This is a genomic window from Saccharibacillus sp. JS10 (genome assembly GCF_024436065.1).
Taxonomy (GTDB): Bacteria; Bacillota; Bacilli; order Paenibacillales; family Paenibacillaceae; genus Saccharibacillus.
The window spans coordinates 80,749-100,038 of the sequence record NZ_JANFNS010000002.1 but is presented as its reverse complement, the minus strand read 5'-3'; the positions used below and the strand labels follow the sequence as shown (position 1 = coordinate 100,038).

General features: G+C 45.8%; 11 protein-coding genes. 3 read left to right on the top strand and 8 right to left on the bottom strand.

The window, feature by feature from the left end:
• Nucleotides 1-82: 82 nt before the first annotated feature.
• From rlmD to NOM90_RS05900, 3 genes are all read right to left on the bottom strand, one after another.
• Nucleotides 83-2,026, bottom strand: coding sequence for a 23S rRNA (uracil(1939)-C(5))-methyltransferase RlmD (gene rlmD, locus NOM90_RS05910; RefSeq protein ID WP_370866573.1), 1,944 nt, complete (start codon nucleotides 2,024-2,026; stop codon nucleotides 83-85).
• 159 nt (nucleotides 2,027-2,185) lie between these two features.
• The gene (locus NOM90_RS05905; protein ID WP_255940672.1) at nucleotides 2,186-2,458 is read right to left on the bottom strand and encodes a DUF7660 family protein; all 273 of its coding nucleotides are present in this window, start codon (nucleotides 2,456-2,458) and stop codon (nucleotides 2,186-2,188) included.
• 167 nt (nucleotides 2,459-2,625) lie between these two features.
• Nucleotides 2,626-3,384 (bottom strand): SDR family oxidoreductase, encoded by a 759-nt coding sequence (locus NOM90_RS05900; protein ID WP_255940671.1) that lies wholly within the window; start codon nucleotides 3,382-3,384, stop codon nucleotides 2,626-2,628.
• A gap of 188 nt (nucleotides 3,385-3,572) precedes the next feature.
• Here NOM90_RS05900 and NOM90_RS05895 point away from each other — a divergent pair, with 188 nt between their 5' ends.
• Nucleotides 3,573-4,193 (top strand): TetR/AcrR family transcriptional regulator, encoded by a 621-nt coding sequence (locus NOM90_RS05895; RefSeq protein ID WP_255940670.1) that lies wholly within the window; start codon nucleotides 3,573-3,575, stop codon nucleotides 4,191-4,193.
• 81 nt (nucleotides 4,194-4,274) lie between these two features.
• Here the strand turns inward: NOM90_RS05895 and NOM90_RS05890 are convergent, their stop codons facing one another.
• The 5 genes from NOM90_RS05890 to NOM90_RS05870 form a co-directional block, all read right to left on the bottom strand.
• Nucleotides 4,275-4,970, bottom strand: a complete 696-nt coding sequence (locus tag NOM90_RS05890; protein ID WP_255940669.1) for a hypothetical protein — start codon at nucleotides 4,968-4,970, stop codon at nucleotides 4,275-4,277.
• A 552-nt stretch (nucleotides 4,971-5,522) separates the two neighbouring features.
• Nucleotides 5,523-10,571, bottom strand: a complete 5,049-nt coding sequence (locus NOM90_RS05885; protein ID WP_255940668.1) for an S-layer homology domain-containing protein — start codon at nucleotides 10,569-10,571, stop codon at nucleotides 5,523-5,525.
• 571 nt (nucleotides 10,572-11,142) lie between these two features.
• The gene (locus tag NOM90_RS05880; protein ID WP_255940667.1) at nucleotides 11,143-14,817 is read right to left on the bottom strand and encodes an S-layer homology domain-containing protein; all 3,675 of its coding nucleotides are present in this window, start codon (nucleotides 14,815-14,817) and stop codon (nucleotides 11,143-11,145) included.
• A 670-nt stretch (nucleotides 14,818-15,487) separates the two neighbouring features.
• Nucleotides 15,488-16,312, bottom strand: coding sequence for a hypothetical protein (locus NOM90_RS05875; RefSeq protein WP_255940666.1), 825 nt, complete (start codon nucleotides 16,310-16,312; stop codon nucleotides 15,488-15,490).
• A 19-nt stretch (nucleotides 16,313-16,331) separates the two neighbouring features.
• The gene (locus NOM90_RS05870; RefSeq protein ID WP_255940665.1) at nucleotides 16,332-17,105 is read right to left on the bottom strand and encodes a spermidine synthase; all 774 of its coding nucleotides are present in this window, start codon (nucleotides 17,103-17,105) and stop codon (nucleotides 16,332-16,334) included.
• A gap of 188 nt (nucleotides 17,106-17,293) precedes the next feature.
• Here NOM90_RS05870 and NOM90_RS05865 point away from each other — a divergent pair, with 188 nt between their 5' ends.
• Nucleotides 17,294-17,896, top strand: coding sequence for a TetR/AcrR family transcriptional regulator (locus NOM90_RS05865; RefSeq protein ID WP_255940664.1), 603 nt, complete (start codon nucleotides 17,294-17,296; stop codon nucleotides 17,894-17,896).
• 87 nt (nucleotides 17,897-17,983) lie between these two features.
• The gene (locus tag NOM90_RS05860; protein ID WP_255940663.1) at nucleotides 17,984-19,198 is read left to right on the top strand and encodes an MFS transporter; all 1,215 of its coding nucleotides are present in this window, start codon (nucleotides 17,984-17,986) and stop codon (nucleotides 19,196-19,198) included.
• Nucleotides 19,199-19,290 lie beyond the last annotated feature (92 nt).

The following is a 19,290-nucleotide window of genomic DNA, read 5'->3' as shown; positions in this document are numbered from 1 at the left end:
TCTTTTTCTTTTTAAATTATAACATAAATTGTGCATTTCTTCAATTCTTCTTGAAAGAGAACGATCAAGTCAAATCTTTTGCTTATTTACGCACCAACACCGTCACACATTCCACTTGACTTGTCTGCGGAAACATGTCGATTGGCTGTACCGATTGAATCTCGTAACCGCCGTCCAGCAACACTTTGCAGTCTTTTGCAAGTGTAGAAGGGTTACACGAAACGTAAACGAACTTGCTTGGCTTCGTGCGAAGCACGGTATCCAAGAACTTGCGATCCAGACCTACGCGCGGCGGATCGGCAACGATAACGTCCGGGCTTAAGCCTTCTTTTGCCCAACGTGGCAGCAAATCTTCGGCTTCACCAGCGAAGAACTGAGCATTGCTGCGTTCGTTACGCTCGGCATTGCGCTGTGCATCTTCCGCAGCTTCCGGAATCACTTCGATTCCGCGAACTTCAGCCGCATAAGGAGCGAGCCATAATCCGATTGTTCCTGTACCGCAATACGCATCGACGACCATTTCTTTGCCTGTTAATGCTGCTCCAGCTTTGACCGTTTCATACAGCTTGATCGTCTGCTCCGGGTTCAATTGGAAAAAGGCACGCGGTGACAATGTAAAGTTCAGATCGCCGAGCGATTCGTTCATCGCTTCAGTGCCCCATAAGCTGATCGTACGCTCACCGAAGATCAACGGCGTTTTGAATGGATTGACGTTAATCGACAAACCGCTCATTTCCGGCAATTCAAGGCGAAGACGTTCCACCAGATCTTCTTGGCGCGGAAGATCGGCAGTCTCGGTCACGAGAGTGACTTGAATTTCACCGGATTGGAAACCGTTACGCACTACGATGGTACGAACGCCTTTACGTTGTCCGCTGTCTTTGATATCGCTGCGTCCACCACGGCTATCGCCTTTGGACAATGGAATATTCAGCTCTGCCAATACGTTTTTCACTTTATCCACCGCGCGGTTGACTTGTGGATGTTGAATCGGGCAGCCGCTAATATCGACGATCTCATGGCTTCCGATCTCGTACAGCCCGGCGATAATCTCGCTTTTCGCTCCTTTGACGTCCCGGCGCTCCACTTGCAGCTGTGCTTTGTTCCGATAATCCCACGGACGATCCATACCGAGTGTTGGCTTGATCTTCAGATCATTTAGACCGGAATAACGGCTAAACGCTTCGCGGACAATCTCAAGTTTGGCAATCAACTGACCTTCGTACGAAATATGCTGAAGCTGACAACCGCCGCAGATGCCGTATACCGGGCAAGGCGGTTCTACGCGATGCTTCGATTTTTTTTCGATTTCGATCAATTGAGCTTTGATAAATTTCGCTTGCGTCTCCAGCACTTCGGCTTTGACGACTTCGTTCGTAATCGCTCCGTCGATAAACACCGCTTTGCGGCGGAAATAACCCACGCCTTCGCCGTTAATCCCGATCCGCTTGATCGTCACGATAATGACATCGCCGACTTTCACTTGTTCGGCATCAGCTGGAGAAGAAGTCTGCGCAGCTACATCTTGCGAACGTCCGCGACTTGCCATGTTCGTAGATGCAGATAATGCATTTTGCGAAGCCGCTGCATAAGGTTTGCCAGACGCAGATTTAGGACGCTTCATTTTAGGTTGGATTGAACTCGCTTTTGCCGCAGTTGTAGCTCGTTCCTTTTGACGCTGTTCATACCGCTCACTTGGGCTGATCCGCTCTGAAGAAGATGAAGATTTTGCTTTAGGCGCTTGCGAAGTACGGCTACGTGTTGCAGCTTCTGTACGCGTGCTACGCTCTTTGCGCGGAGCTTCACTTGCTTTTGGCTTCTCGGCAACTTCGTTTGTTTTCGGTTGCTCTGTAGAAGAAACGACTGGCTGTTCGCTGTTACGCTCTTTTGCTGGCAAATCGCGACGTTTCACGCCCGGTTTCTTTTTGCCGGAAGATGCTTGTTGTTTCTTTTTTTCAACTTTCGCCGATTGAAGCTTGCGCTCTTTGCGACTCAGTTCATTTGCCTTGCTTTTTTTCTCGCTCATAATCATTAACTCTCCATCTATATTAAAATTGGATACTACTCGCACTTGTCCAACGTCCGTCCGCATTGTTTCCGTGTTCACTATACCATTTTACCGCAAAAAAAGAACCTTTTTGCTTCTGTCTACGCATCTAAGCAAAAAAGTTCTTGTCCGCTATTTTTATTCGTATCGTCCAGCTGCAAAAAGCAAAAACGCCAACCGTTCCCACTGTACATTCACTGGACGCGCCGTAGAAACATTGCGACATTCCTCGATACGTTCTTGCACTTGCGAACCATCTTCGACCCAAGAAGCGATACTTAACAAATAATCTTCCAGCGTTATATTCGCCCATTTGTCTGGATTTTTCTGCAAATCTTCGGTTAAACGATGTACAAACGCCACAAATTCTTCCCGCCCTGTTACTTTTGCCAATTCTTCATGAATATTCATAACTAAGCCCCCTGTCACGACTGCTTTCTCTACGTTACTTTATCGGAAAAAAGTCGGTCATCCCGTATAGAGAAAAGGGTTTTTATTAAAAAAATATGAGTTAAATGATCAAATAAAAAAACTCTTTCAGTTGAAACTGAAAGAGTTTTTTGCGAAGTGACTTCGAATCAATATGCGCTCCATCCTGAATCTGCCACCAATACTATACCGTTTACAAAACTAGCATCTTCTGAAGCCAGAAACAGAGCAACCTTTGCAATTTCTTCAGGTTTGCCCACGCGCGGATTTAGATTTATGCCTGCCATAGCACGTTCAACTCCAAATTCATTAGGCTGACCCATTGAAGCTCCGATATTGGTTTCTACGGCACCTGGTGCAATCGCATTGCAACGAATTCCTTTCGCCGCGTATTGGAAACCTATATTTTTCGTCATGCCGACTACTGCATGTTTGGATGCCGTATATGCCATACCTGCGCGAGAACCGTTTAACCCGCCTGCCGAAGCCACATTGACAATGACGCCCTGACCTTTTTCGATAAAGATCGGTAGCGATTTACGAATACTGCGCATAGGCCCTGTCGTATTGATTGCAAAAACCCGTTCCCACAGTTCATCTGTAAGATCGCCGGCAGGTACAAACCCGTCCATGATCCCTGCGTTGTTGACCAAAATATCGAGTGTGCCGTACTTTTCGACTGTCGTATCGACTAAGGTTTGAATATCTTCTTCGGACGCTACATTGGTCTTAATCGCAAAAGCTTCGCCGCCCGCATCTTGGATTTCTTGCACTACATGCTCAGCCGCTTCAAGATTAATGTCGGACACAACAACTTTCGCACCTTCGGCTGCATACAAGTGTGCGATACTACGTCCCATCCCGGATGCCGCTCCCGTTACAATCGCAATTTTGTTTTGAAGTTTCATCGTGATAACCTCCCGGATATTAGGTTTCGAATTCATCAACAAATGTTCATTATCTTTTGATACATTAAGTATAATCAATAAAAGATAGCGTTCTCAATCGGCAAAAAACAAGGATTTTGTACGTTAATCAACAATTGCTTGCTTAGGTGTTCATTTGTTTGTTTTTTTATAAAGAAGGAGGGTAAACCATGATCGATTCTGCACACGAAACGCCTATTGATCGACGGGTTCGTCGTTCTAAAAAGGCACTGAAAGAAACGTTGATCGCTCTGATGCACGAACGCGATTTCAGACATATTTCGATTAGTGACCTCGTAAAAGGAGCTGATCTGAACCGAGGAACCTTTTACAAACATTATCGCGACAAAGAAGATTTGCTTGCCGAAACGGTAGACGATGCCATGACCGATTTGATCGCTTCTTTTCGAGAACCTTATGCGTACGATGATTTTTTTGATACCCGTCAATTGACTGCATCGGGCATCAAAATTTTCAAACACGTTTATCGTCATGCTGCTTTTTATACATTGATTGTCGAGTCTCAAGCCCTTCCTGGATTTCCTAACCGAATTTGTAGCGTTATCAAAGAATTATGTTTGCATGATTTGCAACTCATCGAGATCAACCCGGAAATCGATCGTGAACTCTATGTAGGCTATCAGTCTTACGCCATATGGGGACTTATTTTGGCATGGATCAAAAGCGGATTTGCTCATTCTCCCGAACATATGGAAAAACAACTGCTGTTCTATATCCACCACACTTCTATCGAACCAAGCGTTGCTCGCTCTAACTATCGGAAAACATAGGTGCATAGCAAAATCCCCACTTTGACCATCATCGTGGGGATTTCATCATGAATACGAATGAGTGAATATGGATTAGAGGTTTTAGCCGATACGAGCTTTACGCTTATTTTTGGCTTTGGGTGTCGATGGGACATAAGGCGAAGCACTCTGATCCATACGCGTCATCCAAATATAGATCAATAACCCCAAGATCGGAATCAGACCGAGCAGCGCCATCGCTTGCGGCATCGAACGTCTGCGAGACCCTGTATAAATTGCATACACCGACAGCAAGGTCAACACACAAAAGTCGATAGTCATGATATGCACAAACCTCGAAGTACGGAATGCTTCCTGATATACGCCGAAATCCCCGAAAGCCAATCCCCAAACCATGAGTAGCCCAGCCAGTACAAAAAGAATGCTGTGCATGACGGAAGATTCTGTCGCTTTACGCAATCTTTCCGATAATCGAAGATCATGCGAACCTGCATGGGTATGCGAAGTGAGAATGTAGTACGGCAACAGCGCAAATGCACCAAATCCAAAAGAAAGCAAAACAAACGGCCAAGCCGGAACTTTGCGATCGTCGTGCCGAAGTAACATACATGCGAATGCCAAAGGGAACACGCCCAGCAAACTAAACATGGCGATCAACGAAGGTTCATTCGCTTGCATCGTGATAAGCGGCATCAGCCACGGATCTTGCCCACTACCTGCTCCTGGTGCGAAAAACAACGCATATCCGATAAAAGCTAACCAGACGACGAGTAAGATTATACGAGAGATGCGATTCATAGCGGTCACACCTTTCTTTATAAAATAGGTGTCGAGAGACATGAACATTGAATGTTGGAGGGGCTTGGAAAATATTCTCTTCTTTTCATTACCCGTATTCCTGCATATTGGCAAGCAAGCGATGTAAAAAAGACAAGAAATAAAGATAAACATGACAAACACCCGCGCAGAGGAGGGTAGCGCGAGTGCTAGAAATTACTCGAAACCTTGAGTTGGGGGTGGTTTCGACGGGGTACCGAGGAGAGAGTTGGGGTTCTCCTGCGGGTTACAACGGAATCAATATAACATAGAGTTCTGAACATTTTCTGAACAAAGCGCCCGATTTTGGGTCCATCACCACGTGCGGATCAAAATCGGCGCTTGCGCCAAGCGGACCCTAAAGAAGGAGAGCGCCCAGCTCCCCCCAAAAACGTTAGCCGAACAGTCGGCTTACACGTTTTTAAGCTTTTAGTTTTAAGCTTTTATCTTTAATCTATGCAAAAAAAGACCGGGCATCTGCCCGGTCTCCTTCGTTTCAATTATTTGGTATGGTATGACCTTAATCTCTAGATCTTAACGCTGCATCGATGCTGCACGAACCGCGTCATAAGCCCAATACCCGCTCGCCACATCGCTCCATGTACCCGACGTTGCGCCCGAATTTCCCAAGCCCACCAGACGGTTGATCATCGTCACGGCTTCCGCACGGGTTACCTTCTGCTCCGGCTTGAAGCTGCCATTCGCATAACCCGTCACTACGCTTGCCGCTTGCAATTGCTTCGCTGCTTCCGTGACCCAGTGATTCGCTGCCAAGTCGCTGAATCCAGCGCTCGAACCGCTCATCTCCAGCCCGCTTTGTGGCAACAATTTCGCCAGTGCCGCAGCCAGTTCACCGCGCGTGATCGACGCGTTGGGTTTGAATGTGCCATCATTGTAGCCGGTCATAATGCCCGATGCCGCAACCGGTCCTACCACACTTGCTGCCCAGCTTCCGTTTTTCACGTCGCTGAATGTTGCATTGCCTTGCGTTACGCCTGTGATACGTCCGACGATTGCCGCAAGTTCCGCACGCGTAATCGCTTGTGCCGGCTTGAAGCTGCCGTCTGCATAGCCCATGATATACGGCGATGCGTTCAGCGATCCGCCCCATTTCTCGACATCTACAACGGTGAATGTACTGAAATGGTTCACCGTAATTTCAAGACCGAGTTTGCCGTCTGCTTGTGTTACCACTGTACCGCGTACCAATTCTTTCGTACCGTCACTGTGCTCAATATAGACGCCCAGTTTACGTTGTTGCGCTGCTGTCAGGATGCCGATTTGCGCAAGTGGCAAGGTAAGCGTCACGGGACGGCTTTGCAGATTCGTTTCAATCGTCATCGGACGACCTGCTACGGTGATGTTGCCGCCGTTTGCCGATGCCACGATTTGCGGATTGCTTAGCGCACGATTTTGAATCTCGGTGCTTGTTGTTGTACTTTTTACCGGTGTCAGACGGAAGTAGAGATCGTCTGTCAGATCCGTTAGGGACGAAGCCGGTACTTTAATGTTGACATTCGGATTCAAGATGACCAGTTCTACGCCTTCGCTTGTCAGCGTGTTCGATGCGTCGTTAGGCACATTGACTGTCCATTCGGACACTTCGTCTGTTGCATCTGGAAGTACGATTGCCGCTGTTTTAGAACCGCTTGTTTTCAGCAAATCGATAATTTCTTTCGCTTTTTCCGAGGTAAATTGCAGTTGGTCTTTGAGCGAACCATCTGCGCCTTTGGTCCGTGTGATTGCCAGCGAAGCCACGACCAAGCCGTTGCTTGCGGTATTGTTTTGCACGTTAACGTTGATTGTCGTTGTGTTCGTTGGAGCTGGCGTACCGATCGGCGCCGAACTTCCTCCGCCTGTTGACGGCGTTGGTGTCGGAGTTGGCGTCGGTGTAACTTGCTCAGTAGCGAAAGCTTTTAATGTCGGATAGCCGCCACGTTTTGCATCTTTCGTTTGAAGCGTCCAAATCTTGTCGAAATCCCAGCCTTCGAAAGAAGATTTGGTTTTCATTTGTTCCGTCGTTAGCTTTTTAGCCAATTCCGAAGTTTGGTTCGTTGGCATGATATAGGTACCATCCCAATAGTTAGACAAAGCACGAGCCGTATCGGATTCAAAACTCGGACCTTCGAATGGCCAAGCATCTGCAAACATATCCATGTTGTTGATGATAATCTCGCTATTCATAACAGAGGCAAGTGCAAAAACTTCCGAAGAACTGTAGTTATTTTTGAAAACGACAGGTTTAACCGAAACGTTGGCTCCGTTAGGCTGCGAGAATTGATAGTTCACTTCTCCAGTAAAACCGCCCGATCTCGTGCTCATACTGCGAGCCAATAGGTTTGGTAAATCCGGCATTACGGTTGCCCAAGCATAGTTATTGGAAATCGAATGCTCACCTTTGCCGCTATTCATATTAATCGAACCGATCAGACCGCCTAATAAGCCGTGACCGCTTACTTTACCTTGGAAATAACTTTCGCTTACCGTACTGTCGTACAGTTGTCCGATCAGACCTCCTACATACATCGAGCCTCTAACCGTACCTTCGACCGCAACTTTTTCGATAGTCGATTGAACGGCTTCGCTAGCAAGACCGCCGGACGTGTAAGAAGGCGCAACTTGAACATTCGTCAAACGAATATTGCGGACAGTCGCATTATTCAAGTAACCGAACAATCCGCCTTCTGTCAAATCCATTTGCTCGCCGTCAACTTTCAAACCGTCGATAGTATGACCGCCACCGTCAAACGATCCGCTAAATCCTTCTTTTTCGTGACCGATCGGTGTCCAAGAATTTTGTTCTTGAGTCTGCAAATATTGATTCAAATCTTGTTTCGAAATATTTCCGTTTAACACGTATTTGCCTGTCAGATCGTCGCGAATATGATCCAAATCGGCTGGAGTTTTCACAACGTTCCAAAGAACACCATTGATTTCTTTTTTCTCGTATTCGTATTGAGCTGGACCTTTTGGCGTAACTTGCTCAGATGCGCTTGAGAATGTCGATTTTTCATTAGAACGCAACGATTTCACCGCGAATACATAAGCTTTATCGTTTGTAAGATTAGTCGCCAGATAAGCCGCATTCGGTACGTTTTCACCAATCAATATCCATTGGCTAGAATCATTCGGTGCCGCAGTTCCTTGGAACTGATACACGTCGTAACCTGTTGCATCAGCTACACTGCTCCAACTCAATTGTGCTTTGGCATTTTGAGCGAATGCTTGAACATTTTGAGGTGCTGCCAAAACCGGAGTCGGGTTCGGATCCGGGTCTGGGATCGGTGTTACATCTTCGTCTTTATAAGGTCGAAGCACTGGATACGAAGAAACATTCGACGATTCTCCCATAATCCAGATATTATCGAAGTCCCAACCTTTGTTAGTGAAAGTTGTTTGTGTCTTCATGTCTATGTCTTTGAGACCTGTAGCGTAATTCGAAGTGCGATCAGTTCCTGCAAATTTCTCTTGATTCCAGAAGTTATCGTTAAAGAGGACTTCCAAAGGTTTCTCTTCTGGAATTGAACCTTCATCTTCCCAGTCTTCAAATTGACTTAGAACACGATCGTCTCCAACAAAAGGATCTACTTCCGATTTATTGCCAACTTCATGCTCTTTTACGCGACTTACGGTATTAGAAGCGTAGTTTTTGCTGATCAGCGGCGTTTTCTCGCTTGTTTGATCACTCCAATCGCTATGAAGCTCGCCAATGAATCCACCGATCGAGCTACCAAAGTATTCCTCATCTACATACTCCGAATCGTTGTTTACTAAAATATTGCTCCAAGTATAGTTGTCGGACACAATTGTGTTCTCGTCAGTTTCTAAGCGACCAACAAGACCACCGACCGAAGCGCTACCCGAAACCATGCCTGTGACCGCATTTTGACGCACAACTCCACTTTCTTCTAATCGTCCAATTAATCCGCCGACATCGTTACTGTCATATATTCCAACTACTTCGGCTTGAACTGTATTGTTTTGAATAGTCTCATGACTGCCACTGCCAATCAAACCGCCGAGCTGTCTGGTATCGTCATCATGTTCCTCAATTTCTGCCGAGATACCAACTCTACCTGTTACTTTATTGTTGATATACGTACTTCCAGCAGATTCTCCAACCAGAAGACCTAAATATCGTCCTCCTTGCACGTTTCCTTGTACTTGAACATTTTTAATCGTAGAGTCATAGGCTTCGCCAGCTAAAATCCCAAGACTGCTATTACCGTTGATATTTGCATCCGTCAAATAAAGGTTTTTCACTGTAGCTTCGATTAATTGCTCAAAAAGACCAAGTCCATTTCTTCTTTCTTCCGTCTTATTTGAGGTCAAACCAGAAATCGTATGCTTTCCTCCGTCAAACGAACCAGAAAAAGGAGCATACCCACCAATCGGTACCCATCCACCTTGATCTGTGTTCACGCCTTCCAACGAAATATCGTTAGCTAGCACATAATTAGCACTCAGATCATATTTTATATTTTGCAGGTCTTTTACATTTTTGACTACATTCCACGTTTTACCTTGAGTATCTTGCTTTTGCTCATAGATGACTCGATTCGAAATTGTTCGCATGCGATGATTATCAGCGACATAAACGGTTCCCGTAATTTTATCAACTGCCACGCTTGTTGGTAAATCAAGCGAATACATACCTGTTGAGGTCGTAACTTCTTCTTTAGACTTCGTTACGGTGTCGATAATCTTCACTTTATTGTTATACGTATCTGCTACGTACAAATGATTACTGTTATCCAAAGAGATCGATTGTGGTCCATTCAATTCAATATCATATAATACAGTTTCTTCAACAGGAGAACTCTGTATATCGACTTTGAGAATACGATTCAACCCTATATCCGCTACATAAAGTGAGCCTATGCCATCGTATACAACATCACTCAATACTGAGTCTTCGCCTAATGTGATCACTTTTTGTGCAATGTAACGGGAAGCAGGCGCTCCTTGCACATTGACGTCAGAATTGGACGTATTCAGCGTAGAAAATTCATGCGAAGCAGACATCTCGGACTGATTGTCGCTTTGTTCGTCGCCTGTTGCAGGAGTCTCTTCGCTTGTTGCTGGAGTCTCTTCAGTTGTCGGTTCTACTACCGGATCATTATTTTCTTCTGCCACTTCGCTATTTTCCGTATCAGCTATGCTATTGTCAGAATTGGAATCGTCATTGCTTTCTTCCGTAATTGAAGTTTGTCCGTAATCTGGATTAGGCGTCAGTTTCCAAATCGTATGATCGCTTCCTCCAGCTACATAAAGCTCATGGTTTGAACCCACGTCGATTCCTGCGGGATCTTCAAGTTGTCCAGGTTCGAGTAATGGAATAGCGGTCATATCCGATTTTACGCTAAGCATGTATACGTTTCGACTATTTCCGTTTTCCCCTAGAGCCGAGCCATAGATTTTAGGGCTTGACTTCATATCTACCGTATCGAAAACTAAATCTCTAAATCTTAAAGGATCGTTTTCATATTGGGGTTTAAATTTAGAAAAATTAATTGCATTTTGGAGACCTGCACCTAGATAAACGGCATTATCGAGATAATCACTAAATGCAACAATAGTCATTGGCTTAGCCCCTCCAGGAAGCGTAGTTGCAACTACACCTCTAGGTTTTTGTGGGTAAACGTAATTTTCATCGACTTTAACATAAAAATCATCTAAATAGACTTTTCCATCATTCGCTGTCAACGCCGTTGCATGCGTGACCCCACCCAACGTTGGCAGTGTCCCCAAAACCGTAGCGCCAACCAAAGAACTGATGGCTACTTTTTTCAATACATTTTTCACGTTAAATCTTGTTGACCTTAAAAATTCAAATCCTTTTTGTGACATTCATACTCATCCCCTATTTGTGTGAATTATCATTGCCAACTCCAGAGTTTGTTCAAATAGCAATATAGCATTGGGCTCTGAACATTTTCTGAACAAAGCGCCCGATTTTGGGTCCATCACCATGTGTGGATCAAAATCGGCGCTTGCGCCAAGCAGATCTTAAAAAGGGGAGCGCCTAGCTCCCCCCCAAAAACGTTAGCCGAAAATTCGGCTTAAACGTTTTTAAGAATAGAAAAAGACCAGGCATCTGCCCGGTCTCCTTCGTTTTAATCATTTGGTACGGTATGACCTTAATCTCTAGGTCTTAACGCTGCATCGAAGCTGCACGAACCGCATCGTAAGCCCAGTACCCGCTCGCCACATCGCTCCATGTGCCCGACGTTGCGTTCGAGTTCGCCAAGCCCACCAGACGATTGATCATCGTCACGGCTTCCGCACGGGTTACGTTCTGCTCCGGCTTGAAGCTGCCATTCGCATAACCCGTTACTACGCCTGCCGCTTGCAATTGCTTCGCTGCTTCCGTGACCCAGTGATTCGCTGCCAAGTCGCTGAATCCAGTGCTTGAACCGCTCATCTCCAGCCCGCTTTGTGGCAACAATTTCGCCAGTGCCGCAGCCAATTCACCGCGCGTGATCGACGCGTTAGGTTTGAACGTGCCATCATTGTAGCCGGTCATAATGCCCGATGCCGCAACCGGTCCTACCACACTTGCTGCCCAGCTTCCGTTTTTCACGTCGCTGAATGTTGCATTGCCTTGCGTTACGCCTGTGATACGTCCGACGATTGCCGCAAGTTCCGCACGCGTAATCGCTTGTGCCGGCTTGAAGCTGCCGTCTGCATAGCCCATGATATACGGCGATGCGTTCAGCGATCCGCCCCATTTCTCGACATCTACAACGGTGAATGTACTGAAATGGTTCACCGTAATTTCAAGACCGAGTTTGCCGTCTGCTTGTGTTACCACTGTACCGCGTACCAATTCTTTCGTACCGTCACTGTGCTCAATATAGACGCCCAGTTTACGTTGTTGCGCTGCTGTCAGGATGCCGATTTGCGCAAGTGGCAAGGTCAGCGTCACGGGACGGCTTTGCAGATTCGTTTCAATCGTCATCGGACGACCTGCTACGGTGATGTTGCCGCCGTTTGCCGATGCCACGATTTGCGGATTGCTTAGCGCACGATTTTGAATCTCGGTGCTTGTTGCTGTACTTTTCACCGGTGTCAGACGGAAGTAGAGATCGTCTGTCAGATCCGTTAGGGACGAAGCCGGTACTTTAATGTTGACATTCGGATTCAAGATGACCAGTTCTACGCCTTCGCTAGTCAGCGTGTTCGATGCGTCTTTAGGAACGTTTACGCTCCATTCCGACACTTCGTCTGCCGCATCTGGCAAGACGATTGCAGCCGTTTTCGAACCGCTTGTTTTCAGCAAATCAATAATTTCTTTCGCTTTAGCTGGTGTGAATTGCAGTTGGTCTTTCAGCGAACCGTCTGCGCCTTTAGTCCGTGTGATCGCGAGCGATGCCACTACAGAACCGTTATTTGCTGTATTGTTTTGCACATTGACGTTGATCGTCGTTGTGTTGGTTGGAGCCGGTGTACTAATTGGCGCCGAAGTTCCTCCGCCTGTCGTTGGTGCTGGTACAGGTGTTGGTACAGGTGTAGGTGTTGGAGCTGGTGTTACTTGCTCTTTAGCAAAAGCTTTCAACGTTGGGTAGCCGCCACGTTTTGCGTCTTTTGTTTCAAGCGTCCAAATCTGATCGAAGTCCCAGCCTTCGAATGAAGATTTGGTTTTCATTTGTTCCGTCGTCAACTTTTTAGCGAATTTCGAAATTTCTGTAGATGGGAAAGTACCGTCCCAATAGCTGGATGTTTTCCCTTGCATCTCAGGCATATCGAATGCATCGCCTTCAAAAGGTCCGCCTAACAGAGCTCCCGAAGAAGGAACTAATGAAGGAAGTTGACCTTTGAATTCAGTCGAAGCATACGTGTTTTTGAAAGTGATTGGAATTTGAATGACATTAGCACTGGAATCGTACTCGTAGTTATACACCCCTACAATTCCGCCCGTCATTCCACCAGAGCGACGTAGTAGATACGAATTGTCTGTGATTTCAGACCATGCGTAACTATTTTGGATCGTTTGCGCATTGACTACACGCAGTATATCCATGCTACCAACAAGACCGCCGATAGCTCCTCCGCTTTCAAGTTTACCGTTGAAGTAGCTTTGGTTGATCGAAGTATCTACGGCTTGTCCGATCAGACCGCCTACGCTACCATTTCCTTGACTTCGAATCTGACCTTCAACAGAAACTTTTTCAATGGTCGAATTTCTTGCGTAAGCTGCTACACCGCCAATATTTCCAGAGTTCGTATAATCGATATTTTTTAGACGAACATTTTTGACCGTTGCTTTACTTAGATATCCAAAAAGACCGCTTCTATAAGATTCTTCAAACTCTGCGGAAATAGTCAATCCGTTAATCGTATGACCTGCACCGTCAAAATTACCTGTAAACGGCAATTCACCATTTGGACCAATCGCTGTCCAAAAAGAGTTTGATTTTTCAAAAGAAATATCTGTAGTCAGGCGATAGTTGCCACTCAAATTATCTCGCATATGATCCAGACCTTCGGCATTCTCTACCAAGTTCCAGACTGCGCCTTCTTGGTCTCGCTCTTGCTTATAAAAGAATTGATCTTCTAACGTCTGCACGCGACTCGAATCGGTAAAGTAAACTTTGTTTGTCGTTTGATCCACCGCTACGCTTGTTGGTTCCGAAAGTGTCGCCTGTACAGCAGGAACCCCTTCGTACCGTTCGCCTTCGCGCTGTTTATCGGTTCCTGCAACAACACTTACCGTTTTCGTAGAAGCTTCATATTTTTTCAATTGATGATTGCCTGTATCCGCGATGTAGACATTTTGATTGTTGTCTACCGCGATCGACTCAGGTCTGCTTAGATTAGAAGCAATCGTTTCGGATTTCGTAGGATCTGAAAGGTCAAATTTAACGACACGGTTAAGCCCTTTATCCGCTACGTATACCTCATTGTTGACGACTTCAACATCCGATACGTCCGAACCCGTTTCAAAGGTGAAAACCGGCTCTGCCGTATACTGGACTGGAGTCATAATGTGAACATCAGTAGAGTTTGTATGGATTTCGTTGTTGGTATCTGCTTCTTCATTACTTGGATTCGGATCATTATTTTCGGAGTCTGCTGGATTTAGCTCATCGCTTTCCGGCGTAGTCGAATTAGAATCCAAGACCGAATCTTCGTTAGCCAATCTGTTAAAGTTCTCCGTCACTTTCCAAATCGTTTTATCCGATCCACCCGCTACGTACAAAGCTTCGCTAACTGGATCATAATCGATACCTTCGGCATCTGGAATTGCATCAGCGCTTAAAAGCGGCATAGACGTGACTCCCATCGAATCGACAAAAAGTCGGTAAACATTCGATTGACCGCTTACAGTCGAGCCGTTCAATTCTTGTCCGGTACCATACAAAGGCGGTGTAGATTCTACATGAGCGAACGGTTCTATCGTTAAATCTTTAATGACCAATCCGGCATTCGGATTTGTAAAAGCATATAATTGATTGAATATATATTCTTGATTCATTTGCTGATTCCCAAAAACAAGAGAAGGATTTGAGAAGTTACTCAAAAGAAGCGTAGAACTCAAAGTATCTTCAAATTCATTCGGAGTAGATACAGCGATCAATCCACGCGGTTTATCCAGATTGATTGGTTGCGTACTGTTCCATACGCTTATTTCTTTCAGCGCAGGCTGCCAGCCCCCCTTTAAAACCAAAGGACGTTGAACTTCTTGCGGTTCTGCTGATGTTACACCGATTGTGCCCGGCAATGTCCCCAAAAGCGTCACACCGACCAACGAACCTAGCATTGTTTTCTTCAGCAAACCTTTTACTTCGGCACGTTTAGACAGTGCAGGTTTCAGAAGCCTTTTCATAAATGTACATTCTTCCCCTCTGTATATGAGATCACTCCGTAACAAACTTTTCAGCTTGCAAAATGTACTATACAATAGCGTTCTGAACATTTTCTGAACAAGGCACCAGATTTTGGGTCCTTCACTATGTGTGGATCAAAATCGGTGCTCGCGCTAAGCGAACCTTGAAGAGGGGAGCACTCAGCTCTTCGATCTTATACCTTTATTTATTCAACCCCCAGTTCGTATAGCGCTATTTTTCCGACTTCGCCATATGCTAACAACTGTCCAAGTCAACACCTGAGGAATCCATATCGAACTCGCGTATATAAACATAGCTTGTATAGGTGAGAACGGCTCGAAAAAGGCAGTCCAAGCTGATGAACTTTGTGCCCATTCCGTTATAAAGCGGTAAGAAATATACAGTGAGATTACGCTTCCTATGACCAGATAAATGATCGATCCATAGATCTGAATGGCAATCGTCAATGAAACGGTAACTAAAAGAATCAATAAATATCCTAAAATCAGCTCCCCCCGGTAATGAATCTCCATCAGCACCGCAGTATAAGGAAATATGTATAAAATCAGTGTAGCCAAAGCGATTTTTTCTCTAGCCAACATCTTTTTATCTGTATGAATGATTGGACTTCGCCTCCATTTATATGCTCTGTCTATTGCTACTCTCTCCCTAACCCAACGCCGCCCACACCGACTGCTTTTCCCCACAATCCGGGCAAACCGCAAGTCCGTCCAAAAACTGAACGGTCTCGGCAAGATGTACTGCGCCGATTTTTTTCGCTTTATCCAGCAAGGTTCGAAGTTCTACTCGCAACTGAGATGGCGATGCCGCTTGTACCTCCGAGCACACCATCTGCTCTTGATCCGCATATACAGGATCTTGCGCATATATCACCCATTCAGTAACATTCGATTGTCTCTGCCATAGATACCAATCCACTTCGCAAGACGGACAATTCCCGTTATATTCGTCGCCTTCGGGATGAGTAAAAAGCAACCTTGCCACAGTCATTTCACCTGCAAAAGCAGCCTGTGCCGCTAGCAGATAGACCACTTCCGAATCAGAAGCTCGTTGACTGAATGTTGCATACAAGCTGCCTATTCGCTCCAAAGCCTGTTTATAACCTTTTGCAATCCGAGCAGTCGTTTCCGCTGTAAGCAAAGGTTGTCGTTCCGCAAAAAATTCACTTGAAGAAGCAATATCCAATCGATCCGATCCGTGCTGCCGGCTAGCTTCTATCCACCCGCAAGAGATATACAGGTCAACAAGAGTATCGATATGTTCAGTGCTCTCCGCAAGTTCTGCCAAATACGGCATCGCTGCCAACGTAGACGTATAGATCGTATCTTGATGCAAGATTAGCTCCAAAAGCTCTTGCCGGATTTCTTCATTTGCTTGATCGCTCTGCAATTGGCGTAGCAAATTAACAACTTCATCCCCATCTCCAGCGGCGCTAATTAGACGGCTCCATTCAGGGCTATTCAACGCCAGCATCTTTTTCACTCCCCGTCATTTACTTCTGCGCATATCCAAACATCTCGTCTTCAAGAACCGTCCCGATATCCGGCTCTGAAATCTGAAATCCAGCCATCTGACCGAGTTTAAACGATACCTCGCGCTTACTTCCTACAAGAATCCGATTCGTCGTATCGCGCGGATCGTCAGGCGGCAAAGCAAAAGCTTGCGTATGCTCAAAAACTTCCGACACTCCTGCCCATACCGCATCGACAAACGAATCGCGTTGTCCGCGTCCAAACACATTCAGCAAAATTATCCCGCGTTCATTCATCTTTTTTTTCGCAAGATTCCAAAATTCCGAAGTAAACAGATGCCACGGTGTACCTTTTTCGGTAAACGCGTCTAACACGATACAATCCAGCGAACCATCCGGTTCTTGCTCCAACAGCTCACGACCGTCTCCGACCTGAACCTCAGCACCGTCATATCCAAAATACGTCCGGCTCCACTGAGCAATGGTCGGGCTGATTTCTGCCGTACGCATATCCCGATCGCCAAAATATCCGGCTATCGTACCGATTCCATGCCCAATAATAAAAGCACGCTCGAAGTCTGGCGAATTTTGTTCCATCAAATGAATAATCGCGCGAGGATATTCCAGTACGATACGCTTGGGATCATCCAGATCGATCACGCCTTGAATATCGTCGTCGGCAAAACTCAGTACTCTGAACCGACCTTTTTCTTCATCTAATAAATTTGTGTCTATAACTTTGATCGTACTTCCGTATTCTTCTATGCTGGCTTGGATCTCATTTCGTAAATTCATCTCTAACATTCCAATCTATATCGATGTAATATTTTTCCCTTATCAAAAGTATAAAGGATCAACCTTTCAAAACCTTTTCTTTTTTTTGGACAATTGCAGTTCTTTTTAGAATTTGATAAGATATTGACCGAACGTTCAGTATACGAAATTATCATAAACCTCCAACCAGAAAGTCAGGGTGAGTTCATGTGAATAAAAAGCAAATCCAAAGCGAACAAACGCGCAAAAAAATAGCCGAAGCCGCACGAAATCTTTTTGTGCAAAAAGGTTATAAAGCAACTTCAATCGAAGAAATCACCGCCGCAACCGGAAGTAGCAAAGGCAATCTCTACTACCATTTCAAAAGCAAAGAAGGTTTATTTTTATATTTGTTGGACGAATGGGACCGGGAATGGATTGCGAAATGGAAAGAAAAAGAACACCTGTACACGACCTCTGCGGATAAAATGTACGGCTTTGCCGAGCAGATGGTACGCGAAGACTTAAACCATCCGTTAACGAAAGCGGCTGACGAATTTTTCACCGGCGATGATAAAACTTGCGAAGTCGAAGATCGCATTGCGGAGATGGTCGCGGAACATCTGTCATTCAATCGCACATTGATCCAACAAGGCGTAGATCGCGGCGAATTCCGCGCTACCGACGTACAAAGTCTCGCTATCGTATTGGAAGCGCTTGTGATCGGGCTGAGCAAAATATGTCCCCGCATCGATATTACGCAAGCACTCGATACGTACCGATTGGCAATCCAAGTCTTTTTACATGGGATTGCCGCAAAACCGGAATCTTAATTCATGATTTCGGCAGCCTTAATATAGACCGAACATTCAGTCTGTAAGTTAAAAAAGAATATCGACAGAACTATGGAGGATGTCATCATGGCTTTAATGCTTCGCAATCGAGCGGCGCTCCTGCTGCTTATGTTCAATATTTTCCTCGTTTTTACCGGCATCGGATTGGTCGTACCGATTATGCCGACTTACATGAATACGTTGCAAATCGGCGGCAGTATCGTCGGGTTGCTCGTTGCGACATTCTCTGTCTCGCAGTTAATCTGCTCGCCGTTTGCCGGACGGATGTCCGATAAGCTCGGTCGTAAAAAAGTAATTATCGTCGGCATGATGGTCTTCGCTGTATCGGAGTTTCTGTTCGGTATTGCCGAAGCTCCTTGGTTGCTGTTCGTTTCGCGTATCTTGGGCGGCGTCGGCGCGGCTTTAATCATGCCAGCCGTTATGGCGTATACCGCCGACATTACAACGGATGAAGAACGCGCCAAAGGCATGGGATATATTAACGCCGCGATTACGACAGGCTTTATTATCGGGCCGGGAATCGGCGGATTTTTGGTCGAATTCGGGATTCGCGTTCCGTTTTTCGCTGCGGGGATCGCGGCTTTGATCTCGGGGATTATCACGTTGATTGTTTTGCCGGAATCGCTGAGCGTCGAGCGCCGCGCGGAGATTGCTGCGGCGAATGTCGGCAAACGCGAAAGTTTATTCAAACAATTGCTGACTTCGTATCGCACGCCTTATTTTTTAAGTCTGGTGATCGTATTTGTCAGTGCGTTCGGGCTTGCGAATTACGAGACCGTATTCGGATTGTTCGTCGATCATAAATTCGGCTTCACCGCGCGAGATATTGCGATCATTATTACATTCGGCTCGATCGCAGGCGCTGTCGTTCAAGCAACCGTCTTCGGCTGGCTGCTGAATCGTTTCGGCGAGCAAAAAGTCATCTCGATCTGTCTTGCGGCGGCGGCGATTTTTGTGATGATGACGCTGTTTGTCCATGAATATTGGTTGATTGTGACCGTGACATTTATCGTCTTTTTGGCTATCGATATTTTGCGTCCGGCGATCGGTACACAAATTTCGAGACGCGCCGGCGATCAACAAGGGTTTGCCGCTGGCTTGAACTCGGCATACAGCAGTCTTGGTAATATCGCTGGACCTATCGTTGCCGGAGCTTTATTTGATGTGAATATCAATTATCCTTATGCTTCAGCGGCTATCGTATTGTTCTTATGCTTCTTGCTGGTACTCGGCGTCGGTCGACGCGATCAACAAAAGGATATAGAACTGGGCAAAGTTTAATAGATCGAACATGCACAAACTCTTGTTAAAAATAAATCATTCCAATAAAAAGACTTTGTCTCTACGCGTAACAGCGCTTAGACAAAGTCTTT